Source organism: Comamonas suwonensis, from assembly GCF_012844455.2.
GTDB classification, from domain to species: Bacteria; Pseudomonadota; Gammaproteobacteria; order Burkholderiales; family Burkholderiaceae_C; genus Comamonas; species Comamonas suwonensis.
This window is the reverse complement of record NZ_JABBCQ020000018.1, coordinates 41880-55992: the sequence shown is the minus strand read 5'-3', so window position 1 is coordinate 55992 and position 14113 is coordinate 41880. Positions and strand designations below refer to the sequence as shown.

At 54.8% G+C, this 14113-nt stretch carries 11 protein-coding genes, 1 tRNA gene and 3 pseudogenes; 10 read left to right on the top strand and 5 right to left on the bottom strand.

What is annotated here, in order from left to right; all coding sequences use genetic code 11:
• The first annotated feature begins 51 nt into the window (after window positions 1–51).
• From HF327_RS18120 to HF327_RS22370, 7 genes and pseudogenes are all read left to right on the top strand, one after another.
• Window positions 52–1038, top strand: a complete 987-nt coding sequence (locus HF327_RS18120) for a Bug family tripartite tricarboxylate transporter substrate binding protein (RefSeq protein WP_198461722.1) — start codon at window positions 52–54, stop codon at window positions 1036–1038.
• A 162-nt stretch (window positions 1039–1200) separates the two neighbouring features.
• Complete coding sequence (uvrC, locus tag HF327_RS18115) at window positions 1201–3156, top strand: excinuclease ABC subunit UvrC (RefSeq protein WP_198461721.1); 1956 nt, start codon at window positions 1201–1203, stop codon at window positions 3154–3156.
• 64 nt (window positions 3157–3220) lie between these two features.
• Window positions 3221–3784 carry a CDP-diacylglycerol--glycerol-3-phosphate 3-phosphatidyltransferase gene (gene pgsA, locus HF327_RS18110; RefSeq protein WP_198461720.1) on the top strand — a complete coding sequence of 188 codons (564 nt, stop codon included), beginning with the start codon at window positions 3221–3223 and terminating at the stop codon, window positions 3782–3784.
• Window positions 3785–4188: 404 nt separating this feature from the next.
• Window positions 4189–4461, top strand: a complete 273-nt coding sequence (locus HF327_RS18105; RefSeq protein WP_099737394.1) for an HU family DNA-binding protein — start codon at window positions 4189–4191, stop codon at window positions 4459–4461.
• Between the two features lie 15 nt (window positions 4462–4476).
• Window positions 4477–4552: transfer RNA gene (locus HF327_RS18100), tRNA-Val, on the top strand.
• Window positions 4553–4710: 158 nt separating this feature from the next.
• Window positions 4711–5136 carry a hypothetical protein gene (locus HF327_RS18095; RefSeq protein ID WP_198461719.1) on the top strand — a complete coding sequence of 142 codons (426 nt, stop codon included), beginning with the start codon at window positions 4711–4713 and terminating at the stop codon, window positions 5134–5136.
• Window positions 5137–5901: 765 nt separating this feature from the next.
• Window positions 5902–6009: pseudogene (locus HF327_RS22370) on the top strand (IS3 family transposase); the annotation flags it as partial.
• A 596-nt stretch (window positions 6010–6605) separates the two neighbouring features.
• Here HF327_RS22370 and HF327_RS18090 read toward each other — a convergent pair.
• Together HF327_RS18090 and HF327_RS22190 are read right to left on the bottom strand one after the other, a co-directional pair.
• Entirely contained in the window at window positions 6606–7805 is a 1200-nt protein-coding gene (locus HF327_RS18090; protein WP_198461718.1) for a GGDEF domain-containing protein, read from the bottom strand.
• Between the two features lie 311 nt (window positions 7806–8116).
• Window positions 8117–8236: pseudogene (locus HF327_RS22190) on the bottom strand (recombination-associated protein RdgC); the annotation flags it as partial.
• Between the two features lie 122 nt (window positions 8237–8358).
• Between HF327_RS22190 and HF327_RS18085 the strand changes: the two are divergent.
• Complete coding sequence (locus HF327_RS18085) at window positions 8359–8802, top strand: hypothetical protein (protein WP_236024272.1); 444 nt, start codon at window positions 8359–8361, stop codon at window positions 8800–8802.
• 148 nt (window positions 8803–8950) lie between these two features.
• Here the strand turns inward: HF327_RS18085 and HF327_RS18080 are convergent, their stop codons facing one another.
• Window positions 8951–10345: an aminotransferase-like domain-containing protein gene (locus tag HF327_RS18080; RefSeq protein WP_198461771.1), complete on the bottom strand. Its 1395-nt coding sequence runs from the start codon at window positions 10343–10345 to the stop codon at window positions 8951–8953.
• Between the two features lie 177 nt (window positions 10346–10522).
• Between HF327_RS18080 and HF327_RS18075 the strand changes: the two genes are divergently transcribed.
• Complete coding sequence (locus HF327_RS18075; protein ID WP_198461716.1) at window positions 10523–10756, top strand: hypothetical protein; 234 nt, start codon at window positions 10523–10525, stop codon at window positions 10754–10756.
• Between the two features lie 280 nt (window positions 10757–11036).
• On the opposite strand, the pseudogene HF327_RS18070 reads toward HF327_RS18075, so the two are convergent.
• Window positions 11037–11484: pseudogene (locus HF327_RS18070) on the bottom strand (universal stress protein).
• Window positions 11485–11576: 92 nt separating this feature from the next.
• Between HF327_RS18070 and HF327_RS18065 the strand changes: the two are divergent.
• Complete coding sequence (locus tag HF327_RS18065; protein WP_198461715.1) at window positions 11577–12548, top strand: IS481 family transposase; 972 nt, start codon at window positions 11577–11579, stop codon at window positions 12546–12548.
• A 498-nt stretch (window positions 12549–13046) separates the two neighbouring features.
• Here HF327_RS18065 and HF327_RS18060 read toward each other — a convergent pair whose 3' ends face one another.
• A complete protein-coding gene (locus HF327_RS18060; protein WP_198461714.1) occupies window positions 13047–13457 on the bottom strand; it encodes a DNA breaking-rejoining protein in 411 nt (136 codons plus the stop codon).
• Window positions 13458–14113 lie beyond the last annotated feature (656 nt).

The following is a 14113-nucleotide window of genomic DNA, read 5'->3' as shown; positions in this document are numbered from 1 at the left end:
TCTTTCGGGGGAAAGGGCTGGCGCTGTCAGATATACCAACAAGGAGACAACATGACATTTCAACGTCAACGCCTATCTTTCGTGCTTGCTGTGGCGGCTGCCGCCGCAGGGCTCAGTGCCGCGCCAGCCATGGCGCAGGGCGCTTACCCCAGCAAGCCCGTGCTGCTGATCGTCCCAACCGCTGCGGGCGGGACGACAGACCTTTCCGGCCGCATGGCGGCGCAGGCACTGGCCCCGGTGCTTGGCCAGTCGGTGGTGGTGGATAACAAAGGCGGTGGCAATGGTGCCATTGCTGCCAATCTGGTCAAGCGTGCCGATGCCGATGGCTACACCCTGCTGATGCAGTACTCGGGCTATCACGTCATCTCGCCCCATCTGGTCAAGGTCAAGAGCTGGGAGCAGGGTGACTTTGCGCCTGTGGCCAATGTGCTGTCCGCTCCGCAGATCATTGTGGTGCGCGCTGATTTGCCGGTGAAAACGCTGGCTGAGCTGGTCAGCTATGCCAAGGCGAACCCCGGCAAGCTCAACTACGCCTCGTCGGGCAATGGCTCGCTGCAGCATGTGACGGGTGCCATGCTGGAGCAGCAGGCTGGTGCCAAGATGGTGCACGTGCCGTACAAGGGGACAGGCCCGGCGCTGCAAGATTTGCTGGGTGGTCAGGTGGATCTGACCTTCGGCACCGCGCCGCCCTTTATGCCCCATGTGCAAAGCGGCAAGCTGCGTGTGCTGGCGGTGACGGGCAAACAGCGTCTGCCCAGCTTGCCTGCAGTGCCGACCACGGCCGAAGCGGGGTATGCCGGCGTCAACGCCACATCGTGGTTTGCCATTTTTGCACCCAAAGCCACGCCCCAGCCGGTGATTGACAAGCTGACCGCCGACATCAAAAAAGTGGTGGAAGACCCCGCTTTCAAGAAAAAAGCCGAAGAGCAGGGCGCCCGCGCTGACTATATGAACCCGCAGCAGCTGGGTGCCATGGTCAAGACCGAATACGCCAACTGGGCGCAGGTGGTGAAGTCTTCCAAAATCGAAGCGGAATAAGTCGTCGCTTCCGTGCGCTAGCGCACACTCAAGGCCTGATTTGTCAGGCCTTTTTTGATGAAAAAAGGCGGTAGTGCATATAGATAAAGCGCTAGCAGCTATCAAAAGCATAGTTTTTGTTTTGATGGGTTTTGGCAGTCAAAGCGCATGAAAATAGCGCTTATGTCTTCCTCCATGCACTCCGCTGAACTGCTGGCCCAGGTGGCTGCGCTGCCGCCACTGCCCGGTGTCTATCGCTATTTCGATGCTGCAGAGGTCCTGCTCTATGTAGGCAAGGCCATCAACCTCAAGCGCCGCGTCTCCAGCTATTTCCAGAAAGACCATGGCGGCACGCGCATTGGCCATATGGTCAGCAAGATCGTGCGCATGGAGACCACGGTGGTGCGCTCTGAGGCCGAAGCGCTGCTGCTGGAAAACAACCTCATCAAGACGCTGCACCCCAAGTACAACATCTTGTTCAGGGATGACAAAAGCTATCCCTATCTCAAGATCACCGGTGTCGCGCATCGGGATGGCAAGGAGGGCGAGCCGGCGTTTCAGGAGTTCCCCCGCATCGCCTACTACCGCGGTGCAGTGGACAAAAAACACCGCTACTTTGGCCCTTATCCCAGTGCATGGGCGGTCAAAGAAAGCATTCAGCTGCTGCAAAAAGTCTTTCGCCTGCGTACCTGCGAAGACACGGTTTATGCCAACCGCACGCGGCCTTGCCTGCTTTATCAAATCAAGCGCTGCAGCGGCCCCTGCGTGGATTTGATCTCGCCCGAGGCCTATGCGCTCGATGTGCGCAATGCCGAAGCCATGCTGCGCGGCGAAACCAGCGAACTGCTCAAGCAGCTGGAAGTGCGCATGATGGCCCACTCCGACCAGCTGGAGTTTGAGCAGGCCGCCGAAGTGCGCAACCAGATCACAGCGCTATCGCGCGTGCTGCATCAGCAGGTGATTGAAACAGCAGACGATAAGGATGTGGATATTCTCGCGGTGAAGGTCCAGGGCGGTCGTGCCTGCGTCAACCTTGCCATGGTGCGGGGCGGGCGGCATCTGGGCGATCGGCCTTACTTTCCCGTCAATCTGGGTGATGCCACCTCGGTCTACTTCAGCGAAGAAGAGGCTGATGTCGCCGTGCAAGAGCGTCCTGTGGAAGAGCTGGTGCTGGAAGCCTTTATTGCGCAGCACTATGTAGATGTTGCCGTGCCGCCCACCCTGATCGTCAGCCACTTCGTAGAGAAAAAGCTGATTGGACTGCTGACTGAGCAGACCGGTGTCCGCATCACGGTGGTGCAGCAGCCGCGCGAGCAGCGTCGTATCTGGCTGGAGATGGCGCAAAAAAATGCGGATATTCAGCTGGCGCGTTTGCTGGCCGAGGAAGGCTCGCAACAGGCCCGCACGCGCGCACTGGTTGAAGCACTGGATCTGCCTGTTGAGAATCTGGATACCTTGACCATTGAGTGCTTTGACATCTCGCACACCAGCGGCGAAAGCACCAAGGCTTCCTGCGTGGTGTTTCATCACCACAAGATGCAGAGTAGCGACTACCGCCGATTCAATATCGAAGGCATTACCGGCGGCGACGACTATGCAGCCATGCGCCAGGTGTTGACGCGCCGCTACAAGCCGGTGGCCGATGCTCAGCGCGAAGCGGGTGGTGCCGAGCTCTCAGGCAAGCAACCACACCTGCCGGACCTGGTGCTGGTCGATGGCGGCAAGGGCCAGGTCAGCATGGCGCGCGAAGTGTTTACCGAGCTGGGGCTTGATCTGTCGCGCATCGTGGGCGTGGAAAAAGGCGAGGGCCGCAAGGTCGGCCTGGAAGAGCTGGTGTTTGCCGATGGACGAGAAAAGGTCTACCTGGGCCACGACTCTGCGGCGCTGATGCTGGTGGCGCAGATACGGGACGAAGCCCACCGCTTTGCCATCACCGGCATGCGCGCGGCGCGAGCCAAGGTGCGCACGGGCTCTAGCAGCCTGGAAGAAATTCCGGGCGTGGGCCCTAAAAAACGTGCGCGTCTGTTGCAGCGTTTTGGTGGTGTGCGTGGCGTGGGTGACGCGAGTGTGGAAGATCTCATGACGGTTGAAGGCATATCTGCCACATTGGCCGAAGAAATTTACCGCGCGCTGCACTGAGTGACAGCAGTGCATGTAGCGGGATATGCCGTTGTGTGCTGCTGCGCGTGACACAATGGCGCTCATGTTCCTGACCATCCCAACCTTGCTGACCTGTACGCGGATAGTGGCGATTCCGCTCATCGTCGGGGTGTTTTATGCGCCGCTGGATACACCGACTCGCAACCTCATTGCGACCATCATGTTCATTGTGTTCGCTGCCACCGACTGGTTTGATGGCTATCTGGCACGCAAGCTCAATCAGACATCGGCTTTTGGTGCGTTTCTTGACCCGGTGGCCGACAAATTTCTGGTCTGCGCAGCCCTGCTGGTGCTGGTTCATCTGCAGCGCACCGACGTGTTTGTCGCGTTGATCATCATCGGCCGCGAAATAGCGATCTCTGCGTTGCGCGAATGGATGGCGCATCTGGGTGCCAGCAAGAGCGTTGCGGTCCATATGATCGGCAAGCTCAAGACCATGGCACAGATGGTTGCCATTCCCTTTCTTCTCTACGACGGCGTAGCCTTTGGCGTGATGGATACAGGCGTCTGGGGGCAGTGGCTGATCTGGATTGCCGCCGTCCTCACGGTATGGTCCATGGTTTATTACCTGAAAAAAGCACTGCCAGAAATCAGAGCCAGACTCTGAATTTCGATTCTGATTACCTCAAAGCGCTTGCCTGTCAAGCGCTTTTTGCTATCTATTTCGTAGTTTTAGAGGTGTTTGGTGTGATTTGATGACAGATGCTGGATCGTTGCAGGGCTGCAGGCTTTGCGGCTGATTGTCAATCGGTGAAGCCGACACGAAACTATCGTTTAAAAAAGCCGTGATGAATGGCAGAACTGGCTCAAAAACCGCATAGAATCTGGTCCTGTCGCTGGAATGCGCAGCGTGAACTGACATCAAGAACGTCAGCCGCTTCAAGTTAAAAATGGGTGCAAAAATACTCAAACTGAAGCGCTGAAATTTGTCTTCATCGCGACTGGTTTCTTGCTGTGCAAAGTTTGCGCTAGAAGAGACATTCCATTTACTGATTTCTCGAGAGGCATCTTGTGAATAAAACCGAACTGATTGAGCACATCGCTAACAACGCCGATATTTCCAAGGCAGCCGCAGCGCGCGCTCTGGACTCTACGATCGACGCAGTGAAGAAAACACTGAAAAAAGGTGGTACAGTATCGCTTGTTGGTTTTGGAACATTTGCGGTTGGCAAACGAGCAGCTCGCACCGGTCGTAATCCACGTACTGGTGAGTCCATCAAAATCAAAGCGGCCAAAGTGCCAAAATTCCGTCCGGGCAAAGCATTGAAAGATGCTCTGAACTGACAAAAAAGTTTAAGTGGGTCCTTAGCTCAGTTGGTAGAGCGGCTCCTTTACACGGAGTAGGTCGGCGGTTCGAGACCGTCAGGACCCACCACTTTAAAAGCAAAGAAAAAGGGCTTAGAGCAATCTAAGCCCTTTTTCTTTGGGCTGGCAACCCACGAATAGGCCGCCAAAAGCCGCCTCTACCAACCGAAAATCGTTGTCTACCAGCTTGCATGGATTAGCAAAGTGCCTCTTTTCATGAGGTTAGGTATGGCAGGCAAAAACAATTTCCAACGGCTTCTGGTAATTCACGTTGAAAACGGTGTGCTCGAGAGGCCGCTGTTTCTCAGGTTTTCTGCAGAGGCCGAGGGAAGCGAATGTGCTGCCAGGTTGGAGGCGCTACTTGTGCGGGAGATCGCCCCTGGAGCGCCCGTCTCCGACATAGTGCTTACGGTTAGCGGCCTAACCCGGGAATATGAGCGGGAAGCGCACCCATTCGCTAAAGACTTCTCCGCACTTCACACGATCATCAAAGTCCTGCGACCGGGAAATCAATGTAAATTGGGCGGACAACTGGATTTGATGATGAAACGCATAAACAGGATTGCAGCCACCAGCATCCAGTGGAAGGTTAGGGTACTGGACCGCGCCACAGGCTGGGCGATGCGCAAGGTCTTTTTGACTATGCCGCGATGAAGCCGCTCTGGAATGCATGCCGTTGAGTCAGTGATGCGTTTGCGCAGAATATTCAGTCTGCGCTAGAGCTATGTGAATCTGGAGAGAAAATCTTCCAGAATAAGATCAAGCGTGTCCCTTCTTCGGCAGCGCTGGCGTCACGCCCCTGTCGGGTTAGGGGCGTTGAAGTAGGTTTGACCTGCTTCGGTTGGTTGATGATCAATGCCTGCCACCATCCCGGCTCGGTGGAGCGCTTGTAGGGTTACATTCTTGCGCTTGGCAGGCTTTTAAATAGAGGTTCCAAAAGCGGCGGCCTTCTTGGTAGTGCGCCTGCTTGCCCGGTATTGCCTTGGCAAATATGCAGTAGGGGCAGTTAACGTGCTGGATCAGTAGGCTTGGCCTTTTGAAAGGCCTACCGCGCTAGTGCTGGTTATCGTGACTTTTCGATGTGCTTGAAGTCGATCGCCCAGACTCATGGACTTGCGGTTTAGTTACCGCCAGTGAATTACTGGATTTCGGCAAACTATTCACGAGGCTCCACTCCATCGGCCATGTTGGAGAGTAGACATCCATTCTGAAATGGCATCGCCTCGGCTGATGGATTTCAGGCTCTCCACTTGAACGCCGGCTATCTTCAGCGAGCGTCGTGTAGCCCACTTGGATTTGCGAATTGCAGGTGTCCACTTTGGCACCCAGAGGAAGCTATCGCTTTCCTCAAATTCTTCGCGTTTGGCTCGGTACGCGATGTTTGTAAAGCTCGGATACCGGAAGAATGCTTTGCACCCTGAGTACCTGCAAGGTGAACTGGTGCGCTACATCAACCATCATCGAACCAAGATGAAATTGAACAGTCTGAGCCCGGTGCAATACCGAACTCAGGCCAAATACCCGTAATTTAACTGTCCAACTTTAAGGGGTAGTTCATAGGGGAGGGGTGCGGGATGGTTGATTGGTTCACGCCCTCTGCCACGCTGTTGCCTTGGTCGCGGGCTCGGTGGCTCATGGCTCAATCCTCGCTAGGCATCGTTTGCCAAACTCGAGTGGCTTTAGCGTGTGGTTGGCATTTTTTCGGCGGTACGGCGATAACAACTGAAGCACGAGCTATGCAGTGCACCTTTGGGAAATCCAAGGTTTACGGCGTTGTCGCGTGCAATTTTTTGTCGGATAGAAGTTTGTTGCTCATGCTTGGCCTTTCTATATTTGAGCGTGCTGTGCTGCCCATTTGACGAGTGTGACGATTGCTGTAGTTCGGTCTGTCGCAATGACGGCCAAGCGGTATGCGACTTCCTTGGTTCCAAAATTTTCGCATACCAGAATCGCTCTACCCTTATCCCGGTACGCGGGACTGAAGCTGTGTCACTCTCTGCATGGAGGGCCCCCAGAATGAGAAAAGCCTGCAGTGGCGGGCAGAAGTGATTACTTCGATTCTGGCTCGACTACCACTTACCGAGGTCCTCGGGCCTATCGCTGACCGATGGCGCTGGGGCAGATCAGACTGCAACTGCATTTTGCGGGTGGGTACCCTCGATCCAGATATCTGGATAGGTCATTCCAGATACATGCACTCGATCGCGACCAGCATTTTTTGCTTGATAAAGGAGTTGATCGGCTTCTTTTAAGGCTTGTTCTAGCTGGAGAGGGTTAACGACGGATGAAATTCCAAAGCTCATGGTGAGTTTTGGACCGGATGGAAGAACGGTATTACTTGATCCGAGGTCGCGTTGGATTCGCTGGGCAATTAGCTCTGCATCAGGCAGAGTTGTGTCGATCAATAAAAGCACAAATTCTTCACCGCCAAACCGCGCGACCAAGTCGTGCTCCCGGACATTCTTTTGAAGAGTCGCCGAAGTAAGTTGCAGCACCTGATCGCCACGCTCGTGGCCCCAAGTGTCGTTAATGCGCTTGAAGTGATCCATGTCACAGCTCAGAACTGCCATTGGATAAAGCCGTCTGTCAGCAAGGCGCTTCTGGGCATGTTCTTGAAAAGCGCGGCGGTTCAGAATTTTTGTCAATGCATCGTGATCGCGTTCTTCGCGCAGCTTGCAGATGATCTCTTTGACGGCAATGGCGATCATCACCACGGTGAAAAGGATTGAGAAGCTTAGAACGCTCATTAGCGTCAAGAGCCAATATGGTGACTTTGGAAGCGACCCAAGATCCGAGTATCCCAGTAGCCATATCAAAATGGGGCGAGTGAAGGTATAGGCCGTGAAGATGATGCTTAGCCATAGCAGTGACCTATCGAGCCAATCAAATGAGATTTTCTTTGCTCTGATTCTCAAGATCGGGAGTAGCAAGATGAGGCCAGAGCCGATGCTAAAAGAGCTCACTCGAGCCCAGACGTTTTGCTCGATACTGCTGAAGTAATGAAGGGTCGCTAGCGTGAAGATGGCGATAATTACTGCTGCATTCTGTTGAACAGATACCTTCCACCTTTCAGCCCAGCTGTTGGCAAGACACCAAGCTCCAAGCAAGTAGAAACAGCCAATGACGAGTACGTAGCGATTGAGAACTTCCAGGCTTAGTAGGCTTTGCATTCCAAGTGGAAGTGCAGTCAGTGAATATGCGCCAGATTGCCATAGTAAGAAGCTCTGGGAACGTTGAATGATCCAAGCAATGACCAACATTGTCGCCAAAGCCAGCATGGCCAACGACGGCATGAGAATCAAGTAGTCACTGTGCGCGAACATCTGATCGTGACCTCCTCGATTAAAGACCGCAATGGAACAGCATTGCTTGCACTCTCGAGTGCAAGAGCTACAACTAACAGTCGGTATTAATACATCTTGTCGCGGTGCATGACAAGCTGTTTCGATGTGAAGTACTGGATCTTTGTAGTCCTGATTCAAATAGGCTTTCTAGTCAGCAGCCTGACTACTTCCTCAATGCGGCCCTGGTGGGGTGCTCGTTCGAGTATTAGGGTACGCCCCTGCGGGTCGATACAGACACGCTATGCGGTACTACTGTTGCGTGGCGGCACCCAGCCCACCGAACGCTCTTAGGTCTTGCAACACTCGCCAAACACTGTCTTTTGCTGGGCATTAAGCAGCACCTCCAGATCGCCTTGCCAGCTCTCGGCAATGCGATAAATGATCCTGCTTTTAAAAACCGATGCCCCCATAAAAACCGCTGATTGAGGGGCGGGCTTTTTTATTCACTGAAATACTTCAGGGGGCGAGTAGCTGCAGAATTGAATGCAGATAAAAAATTGAGTTATCAGGATTGCTTCTTGTGTGTCATGTTATGAAAACAAAAGCCATTGCGTTCTTACTCGCCTCAATCTGTTTTACCACCCTGTCTGAAAAAGCGATTGCACAGGACACCAGCGAGGTTGCCAGTACAGTTTCCAGCGAGGTAAAGAGAGCGGTTTTTGACGCGTTGCAGGTTTACAGGAAGAGCGGCATATCGGGGCTGGCCGACGCTGTGTCTGAGTGCTGGAGGGTGCCGCGTGACTTTTGTCTCTATTTGGACTTCGCGTCACGCCGTATTGCGGTTAGTGTGACGTACACAGGAACGCCCTTGGAGCAGTATTTCTACACTGAATCCGTTTCTAAGCGAGGCCGCATATGGCTCAAACCTAACGGTCGAGGGCAAGTTGCGAATGATCAGTACTTGGATGCAGTCGATCAAGTAATGAGCCGCGTACTGATTAATCAACGGGACAAAATGTTCAACGGTAGTCCTTGATACTCGTCAGTGACTTTTCTTTAGGCACTGCGCAGTCTTGTCATGCATGCCGGGGCAGGCCAAGGCATCGCGGGCAACGAAGCTAACGGTGCCGACCGGAATGCTATTTGGTAGAGCTCCTGAATGATGGACGCACTTCCTGGGCAGGCTAAACCACAGCAGTACTGAACGTCTCGGGTAGACGCGCAAGCAGATGAGACAGTCGTTGAAGACCTGCCTGTAAGCGTCCACGGTCTTTCATGCTGCCCAAAGAGATCCGAATCGCATTCACGGATCCGCTGCTGGATCCATGATCGGTAGCGAATGCCTCCGCCGGAGTGATGGCGATGCCTTCGCGGTCGGCAGCGCGCGCAAGCTGCAAGGAGTTCCAATATCCCGGCAGCTCGAGCCATACATGCAGGCCGTCTCCAGTGCCGGTGTATCGACCCGCCAGAATATCCCTGGCCATCCAGTGGCGCAGACGGGCCTCCTTGCGTATGCCCTCCATTAATCTGGCAGCCGAACCGTCAAGGATCCATTGCGTGGTTAGTGCGGCTGTCAAGGGTGCAGTCATCAGCGCAAAGGATCTGAGTGCAGTCAGAAAACGTTCGCGTTCGTGCAGGTCTCGTATGAGTACGAACGCGACACGCAAGCCTGGCGTCAGGCATTTCGACAGAGTCGAGATATAGGCCACCTGTTCCGGGGCAAACGTGGCAATAGGTGGTGGCGGGGCATCGGCAAGCAACCAATAAGGGTCATCCTCAATGATGCGTACATTGCAGCGCTTCGCGATGCTGGCGAGTTCCTTGCGTCGGCGTTGCGGAATGGTGATGGCGGTTGGGTTCTGTAATGTTGGATTAAGGTAGAGCAGCGCCGGTTTGTGCTGGCGGCAAGCTTGGCTCAGCATCTCGGGAAGCATCCCGTGCTTATCTGCTTCCACCGTAATGATGCGTCGGCCTAACTGGGTCGCTGCGACACGCAAGCCTGGATAACTGGTCGGCTCTGCCAGGATTACATCGCCAAGCTGCGTCAGTGCAAGAATCAAAGCGGCTATCGCTGCTTGTGCACCCGGACAGACAACAACCTGCTCAGAATCCAGAACGCCAAACATGGGCTCAAGCCATTGGGCCGCAGCCTTACGGTCAGAGTTGCTTCCCCCGCCCAAGTGGTAAGTCATTAGCAATTCAGCATCTGTGCGCATCAATACTTGAGACAAACCTTGTTTTAACATGTCGTCGAAGTCCACGCCATCCGGCGGAGGTGGGGTATTCATGCTCAGGTCGAGGATGGAGGTCAATTCGACTTTCGGCGCCGAGACATAAGTGCCGCGGGCGCCGCGCCCTTCCAGCAAATGGCGGCGTCTGGCTTCATCGTATGCGCGCGTGATCGTCGTTAGATCGACATTCAGTTGTTCTGCCAGCCGGCGCTGAGGAGGTAGGCGATCACCCGGGTTCAGCGATCCGTCCGTCACTGCCGCCTGAAGCGCATCGGCGATCTGCAGAAAACGGGGTCCGCCCTGCGCGGTTAATTGCGGCAGCCAGAGTGGCAAATTTTTGCCTTGTATGGGTATTGACTGGGACAATTTGTCTCAATGTATGGAAATTGCTTTTGAGTAGTATGTCCTTGAACATTCAGCCGGACATATCCTTGTGTATTGGTCGCTGATGTTTTCGTCTATCACGTCTGGGAGGCAGTGTTCCTCACGATAGGCGGTGTCAAGTCACAGGCTGGAAATTTTCAAATGATCGATTGGATCCCCGTAGTCTTCGTTGCGTTCAAGGTTCTCATATTCGGCGCGTGCATGTTCTTCGCCATCAAGTGGCATTACGACCAAGGCAAGAAGCGGATGGATAAGCGCGCGCTGCTACGCACGGGCGGCAAGCTGGCTGCCATCTTCTTGCTTGCGCTCACGGCTGTGTTGCTTTTCACTTTTGGCCTTGCCAAGATGCTCGGGATGGACTTGAGCCTCCCGTGATGACAAAGACGGGTCTGCTGATATCCAAAAATTCTGCTTCGGCAAGAGCGATGTTTGGCTTTTTTAACAGGTCCAGTGGCTGGGTGATAGCTTTTTGCGCTCCAGACCCATGCAACGCGCCCCCAAGCCTACTTGGCCATTGCCGTTCAGCCCATCCAGCGCCTGGGTGTTGCAGTTGTCTGAACTGATTTCCACACTTTATAGTGATCATGAAGTCGCCGCCTGATGCAGCAAGACTTGGCATACGCAGACATCGAGACTAGGCTGTCGCTCGTCAGCCCTACACCACAGGCCGATGCAGCAGAACCGGTACTTTGCTGTTGACCAGAACGCGCTGGGTTTCGCTGCCCAGCAGAATGCCGGCGATGCCCTTGCGCCCGTGAGAGGCCATGTAGATCAGGTCGCGCTGGCTGTCTTGTGCCTGCGGCACGGTCGCCTGGTTGACGGAAATATTCATCACTCGCCCCGTCTTGCATTCCACGCCTTCGGCTTTGGCGATGTCGACTGCAAGCTGCAGCACCTTGTCGGCGTTCTTCCGGGTGCCGTTCTCGAACTCCGCCGCGTTATATGTCATTAACGCATCGGCGCTATAGATCATGGCGGAGTCGTCCAGCATCACGTACAGTGCCGTCACTTGGGCACCTTGCACCTTGGTCAGCTGAATGCCTGAGCGCTCTACACGCCTCAGAGATTTTGGATCCGTCTGTAGGTGTCGCATCCCAGATGATTGCATTGCATCAAACCGCTATCCGCTCTTCATGGCGCGGGCCGTGCTGCGGGAGTTGATAGAGTCCTTGCAATCGACTTCGGGAGCAAAGCCATGCTGATAGCCCTGCACAAGAACGCCCGCACCACGCCTGCCGTACGTGCCGAGATAGCAGCCAGCAGCGAGACCGCCAGTGCACTGGCCCAACGCTTTGGCATCACCGAGCAGACGGTCTACAAATGGAAGAAGCGCTCTGTCTTTGGCGACCGCTCGCACACGGCGCACCGCCTGCAGACCGTTCTTACGCCAGCACAAGAGAGTGTGGTGGTCCACTTGCGGCGTACCTTGCTGTTGCCTCTTGATGACCTGCTGGCGGTCACGCGGGAGTTCATTTGCCCCCATGTCTCACGCTCGTGCCTGGACAGGTGCCTGCGCCGCCACGGAGCGGGCAACCTCAACGCCCTCAGGCCCCAGGAGTCTGCGGTGACCCACAAGGCCTTCAAGAGCTATGAGCCAGGCTATGTGCACATGGATGTGAAGTACCTGCCCCAGATGCAAGATGAGAGCAGCAGGCGCTACCTGTTCGTGGCCATCGACCGGGCCACACGGTGGGTGTTCGTGCGACTCTTGAGCAACAAGACGGCCGCTAGCGCACAGGCCTTTCTGAAGGCATTGCACAAGGCCTGCCCGATCAAGATCAACAAGCTGCTGACCGACAACGGCAAGGAATTCACAGATCGCCTGTTTGCCAGCAGGGAGCGCGAGCCCAGCGGCAACCATGAGTTCGATCAGCTGTGCCGGGAGTTTGGCATAGAGCACCGGCTGACCAAGCCCAGGACCCCGAGGACCAACGGCATGGTGGAGAGGTTCAACGGCCGTATTGCCGATGTGCTCAAGACCCACCGATTCAACAGCCGCGAGGATATGGCGCAGACCTTGCTGCGTTATGTGGCCCTGTACAACCACCAGTTGCCGCAGTCAGCGCTCAAGAGCAGCACGCCTATGCAGGCAATGAAAGAGTGGTATCAGACGCACCCGCACCTGTTTCACAAGCGGCCATATGATCCTCTGGGATGCGACATGTAGGAATAGGAATGTGCTTGAACATTTCCAGCCTCCTTATGCGATGAAATAAAGCGATTGCTGAGTCCCTGGTCGCACCCAGGCGTAGCGAATGCAACACCTCATTGCGCGCATTTTTGCGGGTTTTAATGAGCATTAGAACCCACCATCTTAAGTAAAATCAGCCTCCATCCCTTGTCTGTAAATCGCTTCATGCTATCAAAATAGGACCGTTTGCGCAGATGCGGATGGTGCAACTTTGGGGGCAGCTTCGTTTTTATCACTGCCTGACTCGTCCGGACAAAGCCCGCCTTCACAACCCATGGCCTGAAAAGCAAGCGAACTGGTTAGCACTGCCTTGTTCAGCGAGGAAGGCATAGCATGAAAACAGACTCTAGCCCTTATAAAATAAGCGCTGACAGCTATCGAAAACAGATTGTTTGGACGCCATGTACCACTGTCGGGGGATGGTTGGTGTGGTTTCTTGCTTATACGATCAGGTGCTGGCATCTGCGTTGCATGTCAAATGCCTTGCGCGACGGTGAGCGTAAAGCGTGCGCTTTCGCCGCGCTGGGCGGCCTCGGGCGTCAGGCTGACAAGCACTCGGTAGTTCGCATCTGGCTCTGTGCGAAAGCTGCAGGTGTTTTGGGAGGCGGAGCTTTGGCACAGCGGTTTTGCAGAGCCGTCCTTAACCACATTGATGCGGCTGCTGGGGTTGTTGGTGTTGAGTTGGACGGTCAGTTGCTGGTGCGGCCGAGTATCCAGCCCGTATTGCACGACACCATTGCCGGTGATCTGGCCGCTGTAGCTGCTCGTGGGCGCGCCAAGTGTGCTGTAGCTGGAGTTCACCTGGGCCATGGCGGCGTTGCCAAGCAATGGGCTGATAAGGCCGAGGAGGCCGGCGGTTGCAAGCATCGGTTGGAAGCGCTTCATACGATTCTCCCGTTTGTGACGATCGGGGTGGGCTTCTTGCAAGATGGTTTGCTGTTGATGCCCAGAGGATCTGTTTACCCAGTGTGCGCAGTTTGTGCTGTTCACCCATACCTTGTTTGCTTGGTGATTTCCGGCGTCTGGTTCAACAGGCGCATGCACGGCATCTACCCTTGTGATGATGCGCGCGTGCGCGAAATCACCAGCTAGAGACTGCTACATCCTCCAAGGGGGCAAATTTGCACCGAGTGGGTGAGTGGGGGTGGAGTTCTGCTTAAGGTGTTGATTTGTAAAAATCTTATAATTTTTTGCAAGGAACAGGGTGACGTTTCGAGACCTTCAGGACCGACCACTAAAGGGCAAAAAGGCTTAGCGTTTTTAAGCCTTTTTGCGTTTGGCACTTGCATTCATGCCCTCGGGGGCTGGTTGAGGGTATTTCTGTGCACGATGCGCTTGCGCGACTGCAGCAATTGAAAAGTGCGCAGTTAGAATGAGTGAGATTAGCCTAACCCTGTTGGTGGAGGTTGGATGGCAGTTCTGTAGTGCTTCAATGCCCTGTAGAGGCCCGGTCAGTGGCGCACTCGGGTCGCACGGCTTTCACCATTGTTAATGAGGCGAACGCAAGTTCGCCTTTATTTTTGCTGCCGCAGAAAGATTGA